Genomic DNA, 17944 nt, shown 5'->3' with positions numbered 1-17944 from the left:
CCCGCAAAGTCGGGAAGCCAGGGTGAAATCGCCATGAAATTGCCGGGATAAAAAAGGGCCCCGGAGGGCCCTTTCTCTTCTCTGGCTCTTAGGCCGAGTAGTACATTTCGTATTCGACCGGATGCGGGGTCATTTCGACGCGGAGGACTTCCTGCATCTTCAGTTCGATATAGGCATCGATGAAATCGTCATCCATCACGCCACCGACCTTGAGGAAGTCGCGATCCTTGTCGAGGTTTTCCAGAGCTTCGCGGAGCGAACCGGAAACGGTCGGGATTTCCTTGAGTTCGTCCTTCGGCAGTTCGTAGAGATCCTTGTCCATCGGCTCGCCGGGGTGGATCTTGTTCTTGATGCCGTCAAGGCCGGCCATCAGCAGCGCGGTGTAGGCCAGGTACGGGTTTGCCAGCGGATCGGGGAAGCGGACTTCAACGCGCTTGGCCTTCGGCGACTGGCCGAAGGGAATACGGCAGGAAGCCGAACGGTTACGGGCCGAGTAGGCCAGCAGAACCGGAGCTTCGAAGCCGGGCACCAGACGCTTGTAGGAGTTGGTGGTTGGGTTCGTGAAGGCGTTGATCGCCTTGGCATGCTTGATGACGCCGCCGATGTAGTAGAGGCAGTCCATCGAAAGACCGGCATACTGGTCACCGGCGAAGAGCGGCTTGCCGTCCTTCCAGATCGACATGTGGCAGTGCATGCCCGAGCCATTGTCACCATAGACCGGCTTGGGCAGGAAGGTCGCGGTCTTGCCATAGGCATTGGCAACCTGCTGCACGGCATACTTGTAGATCAGCACGTCGTCAGCCGACGCGATCATCTGCTTGTACTTGAGGCCGAGCTCGTGCTGGGCGGAAGCCACTTCGTGGTGGTGCTTCTCGATGATGACGCCCATCTGGCCCATAGCTTCAAGCATTTCGCCGCGCATATCCTGCGCGCTATCAAGCGGGGGAACCGGGAAGTAGCCCTTCTTGATGCCGATGTGATGACCATTGTTGCCGGATTCATAGTCGGCATCGTTGTTGGTCGGCAGCTCCGAGTGATCGACCGAGAAGCCGACCTTGTAGGTGCTGGTCGAGTACTTCACGTCGTCGAAGATGAAGAATTCGGGCTCGGGACCGAACACGACGGTGTCGCCGATACCGGACGACTTGACGAGACCTTCGGCCTTTTTGGCGATCGAGCGCGGATCGCGGTTGTACGGCTGGTAGGTTGCCGGCTCGAGAATGTCGCAGTTGATGGCGAGGGTGGAGGCAGCAAAGAACGGGTCGATATAGGCCGAGTTCGGATCGGGCATCAGGACCATGTCCGACTCATTGATGGCCTTCCAGCCAGCAATGGAGGAACCGTCGAACATCACGCCATCTTCGAACATATCGGCATCAACGACGGACGCATCCATCGTGACGTGCTGCAGCTTGCCGCGCAGGTCAGTGAAACGCACGTCGAGATACTTGATGTTCTCGTCTTTCATGCGCTGGATAATGTCTGCTCCGGTAGTCATCAGGTCTTCCCCTGTAAACGGACGTTTGTTGCTGGATTTATGGGGCGCGACGCTTAAAGCGCGTCGTCGCCGAATTCGCCGGTACGGATGCGGATGGCTTGCTCGATCGAATAGACGAAGATCTTGCCGTCGCCGATACGGCCGGTTTGCGCGGCATGGCGGATCGCCTCGATCGCCTTTTCGGCGAGCTCGTCGGGGCAAACCACTTCGACCTTCACCTTGGGAAGGAAGTCCACGACATACTCGGCGCCGCGATAGAGCTCCGTGTGGCCCTTCTGGCGGCCGAAGCCCTTGGCCTCGGTCACTGTGATGCCCTGCAGGCCTACTTCCTGCAGCGCCTCTTTGACTTCGTCGAGCTTGAAGGGCTTTACGATAGCCTCGATTTTTTTCAACTGTGCCTCCACTGAGCGTCTTAGGCCGTTACCGCCAACCTGTATGCATGGTCTGTGCCAGCGTACCAAACACGGGGAAATACCAGTCTTTGCATGGGCTTGGTTGGGAAACCCTATATGCGACCATCCGGCAGCCATACCACGTTTGTCTGCTTTTCGGGCTGTCTGCATAATTTTTATGCACGCATTTGCGACTTTCGACAGAACCGCTTTTCCAAGGTGATCAAAATCTCACCAATCGCCAGGTGAGCTGGTCGCATTACGGTCGGAAATGCAAAAGCTTCCGTTCTCATCGTGCCAGAGGGTGAGGCCCGCATCGCGAAAAGCACGGATTATCAAGCGCAGGCTATCGCCCTGTCCTTGCGCCGAGGTCACTGCCCCCTCGATGCGACGAACGGTAGAGAGGGAAACCCCCGCCTTGTGGGCGAGCATTTCTGCAGTCCAGTCAAGAATAGCTCGGCAGGCCCGAACCTGGGCGGGCGTCAGAGCAGTGATGGAGACACCTGCATCACGCGCACGGGTAACCCATGGGTTGCGACTAAAAAAACCCACCAAAGTGCTGCTCGGTCAGCGCGTTAGCCGGAAATGGCAATCCCTCTACGTAAAACTGTTGATAGCCATTCTCTCCAACCTTGAGGCGAGGCGCGAAGCGATGGGGACCACGGCGCGCCACGGCCTCTCGCCACAGACCCGGCAGGCGCTCGAGGTCGTCTGGATGGAGCCCCAGACGCCAATTGATCAAATCATCGTCGGCTGCATTGCTGGCTTCTTCCAGCGCCTGCCCAAAACGGTCGACAACGCGCCCCTCCTCGTCCGCTATCCAGAAGACGGCCTCTGCCAGTTGGGCAACGACGCTCAACAGCGCTCGCTGATCGATGAGGCGCCTCTGGATTTCGAGGCTCTCTGTGACGTCAGAGACGACAGCCACGACGCGCGTGACATTGCCCTCGCGATCGAAAATGTGGCGTGCTTCGCTTCTGAGATGATGAAGTTGTCCATCGGGCCGAATGACGCGGAAGCGCCGGTCGAACTGACGCGGATCGAGCACGAAGACCTGAGGATCGTCCGCGGCCAGGCGATCTCTTGGATGCACCAGAGTTTCCAGAAAGGCCAAGTCGAGATGAAGACCGGCCGGATTAAGGCCGGCCAGAGCATAGAGGCCGGGCGAACAGTGCAGCTTTGAAACCGCAACGTCCCAAGACCAGAAGCCAATGCCCAACCTTGCTTCGGCGGCGCGCAGCCATTCGTCAGACTGCCTGATACCCGGACCGCGTTCGGCCATGTCCCAACCTCCGTTGGATGCGTCAGCATCCGGCAACCGCATTGCAGGGCTGACCAGGCAGGACAGAGACCACGCGGCATCATCAAGTGCCGCATGTCGTCTCTCGGTCAAAAAGCGGCTGAACGCAAGTCCCTGATGTGATCGATTTTTTCACATTGGGAGCAAAATTGGCGGGGGCGACTTGATCCAGATCAATGACACTTTTTCATTCAGTGTCTGAGCCGAAAAGTGGCGAAATCATCCCACGGGCCGCTCCGGCCCCAGAAACAGCCCCAAAATGGCCTGCCGGCAGCAAGGTGGCGCTCACCAGAAGTTGCTAGCGTCGCGCCACTTCAACTCAGGGGGATTATGTGGACGTCCGCCTCTTCAATAATAAACGTCAGGTTCTGGCGCGGGAGAACCAGGCCACGCTCGATGCGATTTCGCGAGCGCTGGCCGTTATCGAGTTTGACCTTGATGGCACGATCCGGACAGCAAACCAGAATTTTCTAGGCGTAATGGGATATGCGCTCGAGGAAATCGTCGGCAAACATCATCGCATGTTTGTCGATCCGTCTGAATCGGCGCTGCCGGACTACAAGCTATTCTGGCAAAAACTGGCCCGCGGCGAATTTCAGGCCGCCGAGTACAGGCGTATCGGCAAGGACGGCAAGGAGGTCTGGATTCAGGCCACCTACAATCCGGTCTTTGGGCGCGATGAGAAGCCCATAAAGATCATCAAGTTCGCGACGGACATCACCCAGGCCAAACTTGCGTCGGCCGACAGTGCTGGCCAACTGGCAGCAATCTCGCGCTCGCAGGCTGTGATCGAGTTTACGCCTTCGGGCGAGATCGTCACCGCCAATACCAATTTCTGCCAGGCGCTGGGCTATTCCCTGGAAGATATTCGTGGCCGTCACCACAGGATGTTTGTGCCACCGGAGGAGGCAACGAGCGCTGGCTATGCCGATTTCTGGGCCAAACTGTCGCGCGGCGAATTCCAGGCCGCTGAATATCTGCGGCTGGGAAAGGGCGGCAAGGAAGTCTGGATTCAGGCGACGTACAATCCGATCTTTGACCACCACGGGAAGGTGTTCAAGATCGTCAAGTATGCCACCGACATCACCGAGCGGAAGCGCGCGGTCAATTTGTTGGGCGCGGAGCTGGCCAACCTTGCCGACGGCGATCTCAGGGGACGCCTCCCCTCCCCGTTCAAGGGCGAACTCGATGCGGTCCGCCTCGCCTACAACCATACCGTCGACCGTTTCAGCGAGATTGTTGAACGCCTGCGCCGCTCGTCTGGCACGCTCCGGTCGGCGACCGCGGAGATCCTGACAGGCGCCAATGATCTGGCGGAGCGAACCTCCCGGCAGGCTTCGGCTATCCAGGAAACAAGCGCAGCGATGAAGAACCTCGCCGGCACCGTCGAGGAAAACGCCGCACGGGCGGAGGCGGCCAGCAGCAAGGCTCGAGCCGTCTCGACGACAGCGGAAGAGAGCGGCGCGGTGATGGGCGAGGCAAAGGACGCCATGGGACGCATCCTCGCCTCCTCCGCACAGATTTCAAACATCGTTGGCCTGATCGACGACATCGCCTTCCAGACCAATCTTCTGGCACTCAATGCTTCGGTGGAAGCGGCGCGGGCGGGCGAAGCCGGCAAAGGCTTTGCGGTTGTCGCGGTAGAGGTGCGCCGTCTGGCGCAGTCGGCTGCGGAAGCTTCGTCCGACGTCAAAGCGCTGATCGAGCGGTCTTCGTCAGAAATTGCCACAGGGTCCCGCCTGCTTTCCGACGCAGCGGAACGCATTGCCGGCATGCTTGACGATGTGCGCGAAAACAGCGGTCTCATCGATGGCATCGCAAGCGGCAGTCGTGAACAATCCGGCGCCATCGCCGAGGTCGCCGTGGCCGTGCAGCAGATGGACGAGATGACCCAACACAACGCGGCCCTGGTCGAAGAGATCAATGCAGCCCTCGAACAAACAGAGGGGCAAGCCACCGAACTCGACAGGATCGTCGACATCTTTGTCGTCGGGGAGCCTCCACGTGCGCGTCCGTCGACCCGCCCTTCCGAGGAGAGAACACCAGCGCCACAAAAGCTGGCCAAACCGGTCTGGGACTGGCTGGGGCAAGACAATGTGGCTCTGGACGCGGGCTGAGGCTGGAATAGCCTGAGCCTGGCAAGAACGTGGCAAGGCTTTGGGAGGGGCCCTGCCACGTTCACGCCTCATGAGATTCGCGGGCATGGAGGCCTGCGTTTTTGCTGTCTTTGACTTTCTTCCCCGCTTTTTCTCGAAAACAGAGCCAGTTTCGCTAGACGCGCGTTAGGCTTTGACTGGCCCGAACACTTCATATAGATGCATCCCAACCCGGCCGACGGGGACCCTTGCGGGTGTGGCGGAATTGGTAGACGCACTGGATTTAGGTTCCAGCGCCGCAAGGCGTGGAGGTTCGAGTCCTCTCACCCGCACCATAGCGGCCTCGGCCGAACGAGATGAACCAATACGGGATAAACCCCAATGCAGGTAACTGAGACCCTTAACGAAGGCCTGAAGCGCAAGCTCAGCGTCACCATTCCGGCCGCTGACCTCGTGTCGCGCCTCGATGCCAAGCTCGAAGAACTCAAGGGCCAGGCCAGCATCAAGGGCTTCCGTCCCGGCAAGGTTCCGACCGCTCACCTCAAGAAGGTCTATGGCCGCTCGGCTATGTCCGAAGTGATGACCGACGCGATCAACTCGACCGTGTCCGACACGCTCGATGGCCGCAAGGAACGCGCCGCAGCACAGCCCAAGGTTGACCTGCCGCAGGACCAGACCATCATCAACGATGTGCTCGACGGCAAGGCCGACCTGGCATTCGAAGTTGAATATGAAGTTCTCCCGCCCGTCACCCTGATGGAACTCAAGGGCCTCAAGCTGACCAAGCCGGTCGTTGAAGCCACCGAAGAAGAAATCGACGCCGAAGTGAATCGCGTGTTCGCCCAGAACCGCGGCTACTCCGACAAGGGCGATGGCGCCGTTGTCGAACAGGGCGACCGTCTCGGTCTCTCCTTCGTCGGCAAGATCGACGGCGTTGCCTTCCCAGGCGGCACCTCCGACCACGCTCACCTGACCGTTGGTTCGGGCGAATTCATCCCTGGCTTCGAAGAACAGCTCGTTGGCCAGAAGAAGGACGAGACCCGCACCATCAAGGTCACCTTCCCCGCTGACTACGGCAATGCCGAACTCGCAGGCAAGGAAGCAACCTTCGACGTCACCGTCCTGCACGTTGACGGTCCGAACCAGGGCGTGCTCGATGACGACTTCGCCAAGCGCCTCGGCCTCGAAGACCTCGCTGCCCTGCGCGGCGCCGTCAAGGAGCAGATGGAATCCGCTCTGGAGTCGATGAGCCGCCAGCACGTCAAGCGCCAGATCCTCGACGCGCTCGACGAAGGCCACAAGTTCGACGTTCCGGCCCAGCTGGTCGACGCTGAATTCGCCACCATCTGGCAGCGCGTGCAGCACGAAGTTGAAAGCCATGGCCGTTCCTTCGAAGACGAAGGCACGACCGAGGAAGAAGCTCGCGAACAGTACAAGCGTATCGCCGAGCGCCGCGTGCGCCTGGGCCTCGTGGTCGCCGAAGTCGGCAACCAGAACGAAGTGCAGGTGACCGACGACGAACACCAGCAGGCTCTGCTTGCTGAAATCCGTCGCTTCCCGGGCCAGGAACAGCAGGTTTACGACTACTACCGCAAGAACGCCCAGGCTCTCGCCAGCCTCCGCGCTCCGGTCTTCGAGAACAAGGTCGTCGACTTCATCGCTGGTCTTGCTGACCAGACCGACAAGAAGATGTCGCGTGACGAACTGGCCAAGCTCATCCAGGCCGACGAAAACGAAGTGCCGGACGAGCACCACCACTAATCGACTGCTCTTCCGGGTCGGCGAAAGCTCTCGGAACACATGCAGCAAGTGATGCGACGCAAGGTATTTAGGGGCCGCCTTCGGGCGGCCCTTTTCTGTCCGTGACGACCGAGGCACGGCAAGGTTAACGTCTTTTTTTACCGGACATGTCTAAGCTGGAACGCGTTGAAGGCTATTGCGGGGGCGCAAGAAGGTGCACGAACAGCTGTTCTTTGCGCTCGTAAATCCTATCGTCGCCCTGATTTTCTCGGTTTCATTCTGGCTCATCTGGCTCAGATGGCGGGAGTACCGGCATCTCCCAGCGCTGACGCTTGCCTTCCTCTGCATGGGCGTCGGCTTTGTGCTGCACGACTTCAAGCTCCTGGTCTGGCCGGGGGAAGTCAATCTCGCAGCGAACATCCTTTACGTCGCCACCATCACCCTGGCCTGCGCCAGCACCTTCCTTCGCAAAAACCAGACACCGCCGATCGCGCTCTATCTAGCCGCGATCACCGCGGGTGCCCTGCCCTTTGCGTGGTATCTGTTCGTCGAGCCCTCGACACTGGCGCGCATCGTTATCACCTCGGCAGCCTTCGCCGCCATAGCGGGGATCACCTTCGTCGGGCTCAACCGGCTTACCGATAAGACACTGGCCGACAATCTGTTTGCCGCCGGTGTCGGCATCGCATTCTTTATCGCCCTGTTCCGGCCGGCTCTCGTCCTGACCGGCATTCTTGACATCGACAATGGCGCCGAGTTCACGTCCTCTGACTACTGGACATCCATCCGCGCCTTCACCCCAATCATGTCCTTCCTGGTCGCGACCCTGTTCGTCGTTGCCATCGGGATTGATATCGTCAACCACCTCAAGGGCCAGGCCGACCGAGATTTCATGACCGGGCTCCTCAATCGGCGCGGCTTCGAGACGGCCGGCGCGGAGGCGATCAAGCGGGATTTCGCTGTTTCCCGTCTGCCCGCGATGCTCGTAGCCGATATCGATGACTTCAAGAAGATCAACGACACCTATGGGCACAAGATCGGAGACGCCGTCATCATCGCAGTTGCCCGCACCCTGGCGCGACACGGTGGAGCCCTGCTGACGGCCAGAACTGGCGGGGAAGAGTTCGCTCTCTATTTCAACGATGTCGACCGCGCTGATCTTCAGGACGCAGCCCGTTCAATAAGGGTAGCACTCTCGCAGGCGAGCGTCCCCGGACTGCCCGAAGGCTATCCGGTGACGCTGAGTGTCGGCCTACATCTGAGTTACAGCCAAGAGAGCCTCAACGACATGATGGCTCGCGCCGACAAGGCGCTCTACCGCGCCAAGAGCGAAGGCAAGGACAGAGCGGTAATGACGCAAGTCCGTCTGCACCTCGCGGGCGGGATAGCGCGGCCAAGCTAGGGCGTTTCTGCCATTTCAGCGAAGAATGCCTCGGGCCCATCGACCTCGCGCAGGCGCTTGCCGATAATCTGCAGAAACCGCGTGCCCACGCCGCGCAGGAAAGCGCGGTCGTGCGACACGAGGATACAGGTCGCCCCGTGTTCGGCAATGTCGCCCTCAAGCTGCTCCTGCCCCGGAATGTCGAGGTGGTTGGTCGGCTCGTCCAACAGATAGAAGTTCGGCCGTTGCAGGCGCAATGCTAGAAGCGCAAGGCGCGCCCTCTGGCCAAGGGACAGCGTGCGGATGGGTTTGTCCTGCCGGTCTGGATCGAAGCCTGCGCCGGCCAGCAACGCGACGCTGCGACGATCGCCCTCGTCATAGGACGAGACGATGAAATCAAGCGCCGACTTGTTCAGCGGCAACCAATCGAGAGCCTGCTCGAGATAACCCGGCACGATCTGTGGGCTGAGCCGTAGACCATCGACAGCTTCGCCCGACAGCGCCGCAGCAACCTTTCGCATCAGCTGCGACTTGCCGGTGCCGTTGCGGCCCAGCAGGACGACGCGATCGCCCTGGAAGACGTGGAGCTTGTCGATGGAAAAGAGCGGCCGCCCATCGGGCGTGGCCACAGCCATATTCTCGAACGCCAGCATGACGCGCGCCTCGGCGCCTGAATTGCCCAGCATGACCTTGCCGGTCTTTTCGCGATGCACTGAGACGACCTGGTTTTCGATCTTTTCGGCGCGCTCCCGCAGTTGCTTGGATTTAACCGTGAGCAGATCGCTGCCGGAATTGATGCCGATATTGGTCAGCTTGGCTGCCTGCTTGCGTAGCTGAGCCACTTCCTTCAGGTCTCGCTGACGCTGCTGTTCGGCAGCCTCATCCGCTTCCTCGAGTGCCGCGCGGGCGGCGCTATAGGCTATCGGGAAGAAGTGCGAGGTTTCGGGGCGCAGGAACAGCGTGCGATTGGTGACGCTATCGAGGAATTGCCGATCATGGCTGGCCATGACGACGATGGTCTGGCGCGGCAGCGCGGCCATCCAGTTTTCGAGCGCCAGGATGCGACCGAGATCGAGGTGATTGGTCGGCTCGTCGAGAAGCAAAAGGTCGGGCTGGGTGACCCAGCCGCGGGCAATCAGCGCCAGGCGCTGCCAACCGCCACTTAATTGTCCGATCGGCTTCTGCACGAGATCAAGCGGGAAACCGAGTTCGTCGAGGGCTACGTCGGCGCGCCAGCCCTCGCTTTCGCGATCAGCCGGCGGCAGCGCCTGCTCGACAAAGTCGCGTAGCGGAACCGCCAGCGCATTGGCGGGCACGTCCTGAGGAACATAGCCGACGGTGAGGCCGCGCGAGCGGGAGAGTTCGCCCTCGCTGAGCTCCGCCTCCCCGACAAAGGCGCGCAACAGGGTCGACTTGCCGCGACCGTTGGCGGCGACGAGACCGACGCGGTCGCCGTCGGAGAGAGAAAGGGAGAGGTCGGAGAAAAGCACGTGGCCTGCACGGAGGCCGGCATTGCGAAGGCTGAGATTTGCCATTGGAATAGTCTTTCCGGGGTGGCGCTGCGTTCTTTCGCGCACCTAGTCCATCAATCTGCATTCTGAACGAGCGTCAGAATGCCGTGACGGGCAAACCAGAAGGATCAATGACAGGAAATCGTCCGAACCGTGCTGGTCAGCCCTGCAGCTTGAACCACAGGGCCTGAACGGGGCCACACTGGCGATGATGAGTAAAATAGACCATGCATCCCTCCCCCGCTTGGGTTGACGATGCCAAAGAGCTATTCGACCTTGCCGCCGAAGGCAAGGGCTAAGCGAGATAGAAAATCAGGCTCGCAAACACAGTCGCCCCGATACGCGGGACGCGGAGTTGGGCCAGCCGGTACGCAATACTCAAAAACCCGGCTCGTGGCCAAACGCCAGCAGATGAACCGAAATGGGGCACTGGATACGCAATACTGGGCCCATTTCGGGTTCGCATACGGCAACTCCATACAAAAACCGTATGCCTGAACGCTAACAGCGCGCACTTAAGAAAGTGCTTTCAAGAAGCAAACGAGCGGTAAACGCAGCGCCTCAAGTTGAAACGAGGTTTTCCCGATCTAGCCTGCGGGCCGTAGCGCCTGGCGACCACGAATACGATCTGCGCAGAAGTCGAAATCAATGAGATAGACCCAGCCATCCTGGGTCGCGCGGACCTGAATGCGCTTTGCGTTGGGCACATTGAGCGAAATCTTGGTGTAGCCGCGCCGGGCGATGGCCTCACGGATCTGTCTGTCGGTGAGACACATAGGCAGCTGGGGGTAGAAATCTCGCGGCTCATCGCCGAAATGAAGGCCGAAGCCGACCTGCGCTGCCGCCGGCAGCGGGGCCATCGCCAAAGTCGCCATCATCGCTGCTGCAAAAATCCTGTTGACCATGACTGACAACCTCTCCATTCGACCTTGCCACCAAAGGGACACGCTGCGCCTGTGCTCCTGAACGCAGAATGAATTCCTCGGCACCACCACCCGGTTTCGGGGGAAAAACCAAGGCAAACCGCGCCTCAGCGCCGGTCTGCGATATACTAGAACATCTAGTGAACTGATTCGTACGGAACACGCGGACACCGTTGCATGCAAGCAGATGATCTCTTTGGCGGTGGGGCTGAAGGCCAGCCCCAGGAACCCAAGCCGGCAAAGGAAAAGCCAGTCGCCAAGAGCCCTGCTCCGGCAACCTCCGACAGCTACGACGCGTCTGACATCGAGGTTCTCGAGGGGCTAGAGCCTGTCAGGCGCCGCCCCGGCATGTATATCGGCGGCACGGATTCCAACGCCTATCATCACCTTTTCGCTGAGGTGATCGACAACTCCATGGACGAGGCCATTGCCGGCCACGCCACGCGCATCGAGGTACATCTCGGCGCTGATGGCTACCTGACCATTTCGGACAATGGCCGCGGCATTCCCGTCGAGAAGCATCCGAAATTCCCGGGGCGGTCGACGCTCGAAATCGTGCACACGATCCTTCACGCCGGCGGCAAGTTCGATTCCAAGGCTTATGAGACCTCGGGCGGCCTGCACGGCGTCGGCGTCTCCGTGGTCAATGCGCTTTCGGACGACATGATCGTCGAGGTGGCGCGCGACCAGCAGCTGCACCGCATCATTTTCTCGCGCGGCAAGGTCGTTCAGGACGTCGAGAATGTCGGCCGGGTGCAGAACCGGCGCGGCACCTCCACGCGCTTCCATCCCGATCCGGAAATCTTTGGCGCCACTGCACATTTCTCGCCGGGCCGCATCTACCGCATGACGCGCGCCAAGGCCTACCTGTTCGGTGGTGTTGAACTGCGCTGGAGCTGCGACGAGAGCCTTGCCAGCGATGACGTGCCGGCAAAGGCGGTGTTTCACTACCCCGACGGCCTCAAGGACTTCATGACGGCGCGGATCGAGGGCGAAACGCGCATCGTCGACGACATTTTCGCTGGCAAGACCGGGCGCCCGGGCAGCCACGGATCGGTGGAATGGGCTGTGGCCTGGACCATCGAGGATGGCAGCGTTTCCTCCTATTGTAATACCGTGCCGACGCCAGATGGCGGTACGCACGAGGCTGGCCTGCGGCTGGTGTTGCTGCGTGGCCTCAAGAACTATGCCGAGCTGACCAAGAACAAGGCGGCCGCGAACCTGACCGCGGAAGACGTGCTCGGGCATTGCAATGCCATGCTCTCCGTCTTCGTGCGCGAGCCGGAATTCGTGGGTCAGACCAAGGACAAGCTGGCTTCTCAGGAAGCGACGCGCATTGTCGAAAACGCCCTGCGCGATGCATTCGACCACTGGCTTGGTTCATCGCCGCAGCAGGCGGGCAAGCTGCTCGATTGGGCAGTGGAACGCGCCGAAGAGCGCCTACGTCGCCGCAAGGAAAAAGAGATCGACCGCGCCAGCGCGACGCGAAAGCTGCGTCTGCCGGGCAAACTGGCCGACTGTACGCAGAACGCTGCGCAGGGCGCGGAACTGTTCATCGTCGAAGGTGACTCGGCCGGCGGATCTGCCAAGCAGGCGCGCAATCGCTCCAACCAGGCTGTGTTGCCGCTGCGTGGCAAAATCCTCAATGTCGCTGGTGCCAGCCGTGAAAAGATGGCGGCGAGCCAGCTGATCACCGACCTTATTCAGGCTCTGGGCTGTGGTACACGCGACCGGTACACCGAGGATGATCTGCGTTACGACAAGATCATCGTCATGACCGACGCCGACGTGGACGGGGCGCACATTGCGTCGCTGCTTATCACCTTCTTCTTCCAGGAGATGCCGCGACTGATCGAGAACGGGCACCTCTATCTTGCCCTGCCCCCGCTCTACCGCATCAGCCAGGGCGGCAAGACGCTTTATGCCCGTGACGACGCCCACAAGAACGAGCTGATGGCGACGGAATTTACCGGCCGCGGCAAGGCCGACATCACCCGCTTCAAAGGCCTCGGCGAGATGCCTTATGCGCATCTGCGCGAAACGACGATGTCGCCGAAAACCCGCACACTGTTGCAGGTTAAGGTGCTCGACGACCATCAGGCGACCAAGACCACGGTCGATCGACTGATGGGTACAAAGCCCGAGGCGCGGTTCGAATTTATCCAGGAAAACGCAGAGTTTGTGACGGATCTGGACGTCTAGGTCCCTCCTCTCAACGCAAGCACTTGTCATCCCCGCGAAAGCGGGGATTTCTGTTTTGCGGGCTGAAACAGGGATGCCCGCTTTCGCGGGAAAGACATCGCGGTGGTGGGGAGACCGTAGGAGAACCTAGCGGTTCAGGATCCGGCCGCTCAGCACGTCGATCCGCATGCCGTCGAAGGCCGGGGTGACGTTGGCTGGGGTGTTGGCGTGAGTCTGCGCGTAATCGAGGTCGATGTGCATATCCGTAAGCACGGCTTGGCGCGGGGCGTAACGCTCGATGAGATCTAGCGTTTCTGGCAGGCTCAGGTGGCTCGGATGCGGGGTCTGGCGGAGGGCGTCGATGATCCAGATATCGAGATCTTCGAGATGCGGCTCGGCGCTTTCGGGGAAGCCGGAGAGGTCGCAGCAATAGGCGGTGCGGGCGATCTTGAAGCCCAGGGAGTCGATGTCGCCATGGTTTTGCAGGAAGGACTGGACCTCCAGCGTGCCACCGGGGCCATCGACCGTAAGTAGCTGGCCGGGTTCGATAATGTGGGCGTTGAGGATCGGCGGATAGGCGCTGCCGGGGGGCGTCGAGAAGCAGTAGCCGAATGCCTCGTTGAGGCGGTGGCCGCATTCCTTGGTGAAATAGACGTCGACGCGGCGGCGGTTGTGGAGGGCTAAGACCCTAAGGTCATCAATGCCATGGGTGTGGTCGGCGTGCTCGTGGGTATAAAGCACGGCGTCGACGCGATCGACATGGGCATCGAGGAGCTGTTCGCGGAGATCGACGCCGGTGTCGATCAGGACGCGGGTGGGTTCGGCCTCGCCGTCGCGAAAACCTTCGATGAGAAGGGCGCAGCGGCGGCGGCGGTTTCGGGGATTGTGCGGATCGCAGATTCCCCAATCATTGCCGATGCGCGGCACGCCGCCGGAAGAACCGCAGCCTAAAATGGTCGCGATGATCCGGTCGGGCTTAACCACTTCAAATCACACCGGATTTCGAGAACAGGCGGCCGAAGTTGGTGGTGGTCTCAGCGCCAAGCTGTTCGAGGGAAATACCGCGCAGTTCAGCGACCTTTTCGGCGGTGTGGCGGACGAAACTGGGTTCGTTCGACTGGCCGCGGTGTGGGATCGGCGCGAGGTATGGGGAGTCGGTCTCTACGATGTAGCGATCGGCCGGAACGAACTTCGCAACTTCCTGAATTTCCTGGGCATTTTTGAAGGTGACGATGCCGGAGAAGGAAATGTAGCCGCCGAGGGCCAGCGAACGCTCGGCGAGGTTGCGGCCGGCGGTGAAGCAGTGGAGCACGAAGGGGAAGGCCCCTGCCCGGCTCTCTTCTTCGAGGATGTTGGCCATGTCTTCGTCGGCGGCGCGGCTGTGGATAACCAGTGGAAGACCGGTGATCCGGGACGCCGCGATGTGGCGGCGGAGACCGGTCGCCTGGGCCTCGCGCGGGGCGTTGTCGTAGAAGTAATCGAGGCCGGCTTCGCCGATGGCAATGCAACGGGGATGGGCACTTAGCCGGACAAGATCATCCGTTTGTATGTGCAATTCCTGATCGGCATTGTGCGGATGCGTGCCGACCGAGCACCAGACGTTCGGGAAACGTTCTGCGATATCAGCATATGTGGAAAAGTTATCCACACGTGTTGATATCGTGACCATTCCGGTGACGCCGACGGCGGCGGCGCGGGCCATGACGCCGTCGATGTCGGCCGAAAGTGCCTCGAAATCGAGATGGCAGTGGCTGTCGATCAGCATGGCTTACTCGGCCGGTTTTTCGAGACGCGCGAAGACGCCTTGCGGTGCTGGCAGGTCAGTATTTGCTAGCAGACTGTTAGCTTTGAGCGCAGCAGACAGCGTTCTCTGGTCAGCAGGCACCGCCAACTGGTCGAGAAGGCGCGCGGCCGAGGCCGGAACGAAGGCGAGCATCGGGATGGCGATGCGGCGAACCGTGTCGGCGGTGACGTAGAGAACGGTCGCCATGCGGGTCGGATCGGTCTTCTTCAGCGCCCAGGGTTCCTGACCGGCGAAGTAGTTATTGGCCGACGAAAGGGCCGCGATGAGCGCGCCGGTGGCTTCGTGGACGAGCTGTTCGTCCATGGCCTTCTGGGCCGCTTCGAGCGCTTCGGTGACTTCTGCGATGATGGCGTTGTCCGCGTCGGTCAGGTCGCCGAGAGCCGGGACCTTGGCGTCGCAGTTCTTGTTGATCATCGACAGCGAGCGCTGCGCGAGATTGCCGAGATTGTTCGCAAGGTCGGCGTTGACGCGGTTGACCAGCTTCTCGTTGGAATAGTCGCCATCATTGCCGAAGGAGACTTCGCGCAGGAAGAAGTAGCGGACGGCGTCGGGGCCGAAGGTTTCGACCAGCGCGAACGGGTCGATGACGTTACCGAGCGACTTGCTCATCTTCTGGCCATCGACGGTGAGGAAGCCGTGGGCGAAGACGCGGTGCTGCACTTCGATGCCGGCGCTCATCAGGAAGGCAGGCCAGTAGACGGTGTGAAAGCGGATGATGTCCTTGCCCACCACGTGAAGGTCGGCCGGCCAGAACTTCTTGAAAAGTTCGCTCTGCTCGTCGGGATAGCCGACGCCGGTGATGTAATTGGTCAGGGCGTCGACCCAGACATACATGACGTGGCCTGGACCGCCAGGAACGGGCACGCCCCAATCGAAGGTGGTGCGGGACACGGAAAGGTCCTGCAGGCCGCCCTTTACGAAGGAGATGATCTCGTTGCGGCGCTCCTTGGGAGCGATGAAATCGGGATTGGCTTCGTAGAGCGCGAGCAGCTTTTCCTGATAGGCGGACAGGCGGAAGAAATAGGTCGGTTCTTCGACCCATTCGACTTCGGCGCCCGAGGGAGCAAAGCGCTTGCCGTCCTTTTCGGTCAGCTCGCTCTCGTCGAAATAGGCCTCATCGCGCACCGAGTACCAGCCCTTGTAAGTGGACTGGAAAATGTCGCCGTTGTGGCTCGCTTCCATCTTCTGCCAGATGGCCTGCGAGGCCTTGTAGTGGCGCTCTTCGGTAGTGCGGATGAAATCGTCGTTGGAGAGGTTCAGAGCCTCGGCCAGCTTGCGGAATTCGCCCGAATTACGATCAGCCAGTTCGCGGACAGGAATGCCTTCCTTGGCCGCGGTCTGAACCATCTTGATCCCATGTTCGTCCGTACCGGTGAGGAAGTAGACTTCCCGGCCTTCGAGCCGCTTCCAGCGGGCGATGGCGTCGGTCGCGATCATCTCATAGGCGTGGCCGATATGCGGGGCGCCGTTGGGATAGGAAATCGCGGTCGTGACGTAAAAGGGCTTTGCGGTCATTGTGACTCTGTGGGGATGGCAGTCGTGTTTCGGTGCTTCCTTATGGCGTCGAACAGCACGGACAGCGTCTGCTTCATGTCGAGATTGACGCTGTCGGCTTCGCTCAGAAGCGCGTTTGCCTTGTCCCATAGCTCAGTTGCAGAGGCAAGCCGCAACCTTTGATCGGGCTGCATTGCCGCATTGCGCGCCTCGTCGGAAAGCCAATCGAGGAGAATTTCGCGGGCGAAGGACATGTCTGGCCCCTGCGGGTCGGAACCGATGGCATCGGCCAGCGCAATCGAGGTGCCGGCGGGAAGGCTTTCCGGCGCCTGCAACCAGGCGATGAGAGCGCCGACGGGCGACTCCGGTGACAGCGCCAGCGTTTCGAAGGCCCGGCGCGGACGGCCGCCGGCAAGGCCGAGGGCGCGCTGCAGAGTTTCCTCGTCGATGCCGGGCATGCTGGCGGTGACGATCTGGGCGACATCGCTATCGGCAAGCGGGCGCAGGGCCAGGTTGTGGCAGCGCGACTTGATGGTCGGCAGCAGCTGGCCGGGGCGATGTGAAATGAGAAGGAAGGTCGTGTCGGCGGGCGGCTCTTCGAGGGTTTTTAGGAGCGCATTGGCGGCCGACGGATTGCAGTCGTCGATGGAGTCGAGGATGGCTATGCGGTGCCCGGCACGACCGCGGGTGTGATGCAGCGCATCGCGAAGTTCGCGCACGTCTTCGACGCGGATGATCGTATAAAAACCCTTGGCGTCCTTGGGGCGGCGGCGAAGGACGAAGAGGTTCGGGTGCGAGAGCGCGGTTACCTGTTCCTGCACGCGCTCGGGGCTCTCGTCGCCTGTGGCGAGGAGGATGGCGGCGGCGAGTTCGAAGGCGAAGGTGGCTTTGCCGATGCCTTGCGGGCCGTGGAGCAGAAACGCGCCCGGCAGACGGCGCTCGTGGAGCTGGGCGAGGATGGCCGACCGGGCGGCGTCATGGCCGATGGCGCCGTGCCGTTCTTCGGGCAACGGCAGGCCGGAAAGCGCGTTTGGATCGGTCACGCGGGGATACCGCTCTGAAGTTCGGGGAAACGCGCCTCGACGACCGCCCAGATTTCGCGCTCGAGGCTTTCTTCGCCCTGATTGGCGGAGAGGACGACGCAGCGCTCGGTATTGTTGCGGGCGATATCGAGAAAGCCGTCGCGCAGGCGCTTGTGCCAGTCGATCTCTTCCTTTTCGAAGCGGTCGCCGGTGAGAGCGAGACCATCTTCGATGGCGCGCTCGGCGACGCGCTTGAAGGCGGTCTCCGGGTCCATGTCGAGGACGATGGTCAGATCGGGCGTGTGGCCATCGAGAGCGAGGTTCTCGAGGGCATCGATGAGCTTGGTGTCGACGCCGCCGGTCAGGCCCTGATAGGCGCGGGTGGAGTCGCAGAAGCGATCGGAAATGACCCAGGTGCCCTTGGCAAGATTGGGGGCGATCAGTTGCGTCACGTGATCATAGCGGGCAGCGGCGAAGAGCACGGCTTCGGCCCCTGCCCCCCAGGCTTCGCTGCGACCCTGGAGAATGAAGGAGCGGATGGCTTCGGCCTTGGCCGTGCCGCCGGGTTCGCGGGTGCGAACGGCTTCGACGGCATGATTAGC

14 protein-coding genes and 1 tRNA gene are annotated in these 17944 nt (G+C 61.0%); 5 read left to right on the top strand and 10 right to left on the bottom strand.

Annotated elements, in window-relative coordinates; genetic code table 11:
* Positions 1-88: 88 nt before the first annotated feature.
* From glnA to J0I64_RS13760, 3 genes are all read right to left on the bottom strand, one after another.
* Positions 89-1498: a type I glutamate--ammonia ligase gene (gene glnA / locus J0I64_RS13770; RefSeq protein WP_291409172.1), complete on the bottom strand. Its 1410-nt coding sequence runs from the start codon at positions 1496-1498 to the stop codon at positions 89-91.
* A 53-nt stretch (positions 1499-1551) separates the two neighbouring features.
* Positions 1552-1890, bottom strand: a complete 339-nt coding sequence (locus J0I64_RS13765) for a P-II family nitrogen regulator (protein ID WP_291409170.1) — start codon at positions 1888-1890, stop codon at positions 1552-1554.
* A gap of 538 nt (positions 1891-2428) precedes the next feature.
* Positions 2429-3172, bottom strand: coding sequence for a PAS domain-containing protein (locus J0I64_RS13760; protein WP_291409168.1), 744 nt, complete (start codon positions 3170-3172; stop codon positions 2429-2431).
* 350 nt (positions 3173-3522) lie between these two features.
* Between J0I64_RS13760 and J0I64_RS13755 the strand changes: the two genes are divergently transcribed.
* The 4 genes from J0I64_RS13755 to J0I64_RS13740 all read left to right on the top strand — a co-directional run bounded on the left by J0I64_RS13755 (position 3523) and on the right by J0I64_RS13740 (position 8428).
* Positions 3523-5307: a methyl-accepting chemotaxis protein gene (locus J0I64_RS13755; RefSeq protein WP_291409166.1), complete on the top strand. Its 1785-nt coding sequence runs from the start codon at positions 3523-3525 to the stop codon at positions 5305-5307.
* A 229-nt stretch (positions 5308-5536) separates the two neighbouring features.
* A tRNA-Leu gene (locus J0I64_RS13750) sits at positions 5537-5621 on the top strand.
* Between the two features lie 46 nt (positions 5622-5667).
* Positions 5668-7047 (top strand): trigger factor, encoded by a 1380-nt coding sequence (gene tig / locus J0I64_RS13745; RefSeq protein ID WP_291409164.1) that lies wholly within the window; start codon positions 5668-5670, stop codon positions 7045-7047.
* Positions 7048-7240: 193 nt separating this feature from the next.
* Positions 7241-8428 carry a diguanylate cyclase gene (locus J0I64_RS13740; protein ID WP_291409162.1) on the top strand — a complete coding sequence of 396 codons (1188 nt, stop codon included), beginning with the start codon at positions 7241-7243 and terminating at the stop codon, positions 8426-8428.
* On the opposite strand, the gene J0I64_RS13735 is transcribed toward J0I64_RS13740, so the two are convergent.
* Together J0I64_RS13735 and J0I64_RS13730 are read right to left on the bottom strand one after the other, a co-directional pair.
* Positions 8425-9942 (bottom strand): ABC-F family ATP-binding cassette domain-containing protein, encoded by a 1518-nt coding sequence (locus tag J0I64_RS13735; RefSeq protein WP_291409160.1) that lies wholly within the window; start codon positions 9940-9942, stop codon positions 8425-8427. The two genes, J0I64_RS13740 and J0I64_RS13735, sit on opposite strands and share 4 nt — an antisense overlap.
* A gap of 563 nt (positions 9943-10505) precedes the next feature.
* Positions 10506-10823, bottom strand: a complete 318-nt coding sequence (locus J0I64_RS13730; RefSeq protein ID WP_291409158.1) for a hypothetical protein — start codon at positions 10821-10823, stop codon at positions 10506-10508.
* Positions 10824-11018: 195 nt separating this feature from the next.
* Between J0I64_RS13730 and parE the strand changes: the two genes are divergently transcribed.
* Positions 11019-13043 carry a DNA topoisomerase IV subunit B gene (gene parE, locus J0I64_RS13725; RefSeq protein WP_291409156.1) on the top strand — a complete coding sequence of 675 codons (2025 nt, stop codon included), beginning with the start codon at positions 11019-11021 and terminating at the stop codon, positions 13041-13043.
* 126 nt (positions 13044-13169) lie between these two features.
* On the opposite strand, the gene J0I64_RS13720 is transcribed toward parE, so the two are convergent.
* The 5 genes from J0I64_RS13720 to tmk all read right to left on the bottom strand — a co-directional run.
* Positions 13170-14006, bottom strand: coding sequence for an MBL fold metallo-hydrolase (locus J0I64_RS13720; RefSeq protein WP_291409154.1), 837 nt, complete (start codon positions 14004-14006; stop codon positions 13170-13172).
* A 1-nt stretch (position 14007) separates the two neighbouring features.
* Positions 14008-14787 (bottom strand): TatD family hydrolase, encoded by a 780-nt coding sequence (locus J0I64_RS13715; RefSeq protein ID WP_291409153.1) that lies wholly within the window; start codon positions 14785-14787, stop codon positions 14008-14010.
* A gap of 3 nt (positions 14788-14790) precedes the next feature.
* Positions 14791-16341: a methionine--tRNA ligase gene (gene metG, locus J0I64_RS13710; RefSeq protein WP_291409151.1), complete on the bottom strand. Its 1551-nt coding sequence runs from the start codon at positions 16339-16341 to the stop codon at positions 14791-14793.
* Positions 16338-17363 (bottom strand): AAA family ATPase, encoded by a 1026-nt coding sequence (locus J0I64_RS13705; protein WP_291409149.1) that lies wholly within the window; start codon positions 17361-17363, stop codon positions 16338-16340. Before J0I64_RS13705 ends, metG begins: the two co-directional genes overlap by 4 nt.
* Positions 17360-17944: dTMP kinase (gene tmk / locus J0I64_RS13700; protein WP_291409147.1), on the bottom strand; the 585-nt coding region annotated here is incomplete at its 5' end. The genes J0I64_RS13705 and tmk, both read right to left, overlap by 4 nt.

This window comes from Devosia sp., from assembly GCF_017307565.1.
Classification (GTDB): Bacteria; Pseudomonadota; Alphaproteobacteria; order Rhizobiales; family Devosiaceae; genus Devosia.
This window is presented reverse-complemented; position numbering and strand designations above follow the sequence as displayed.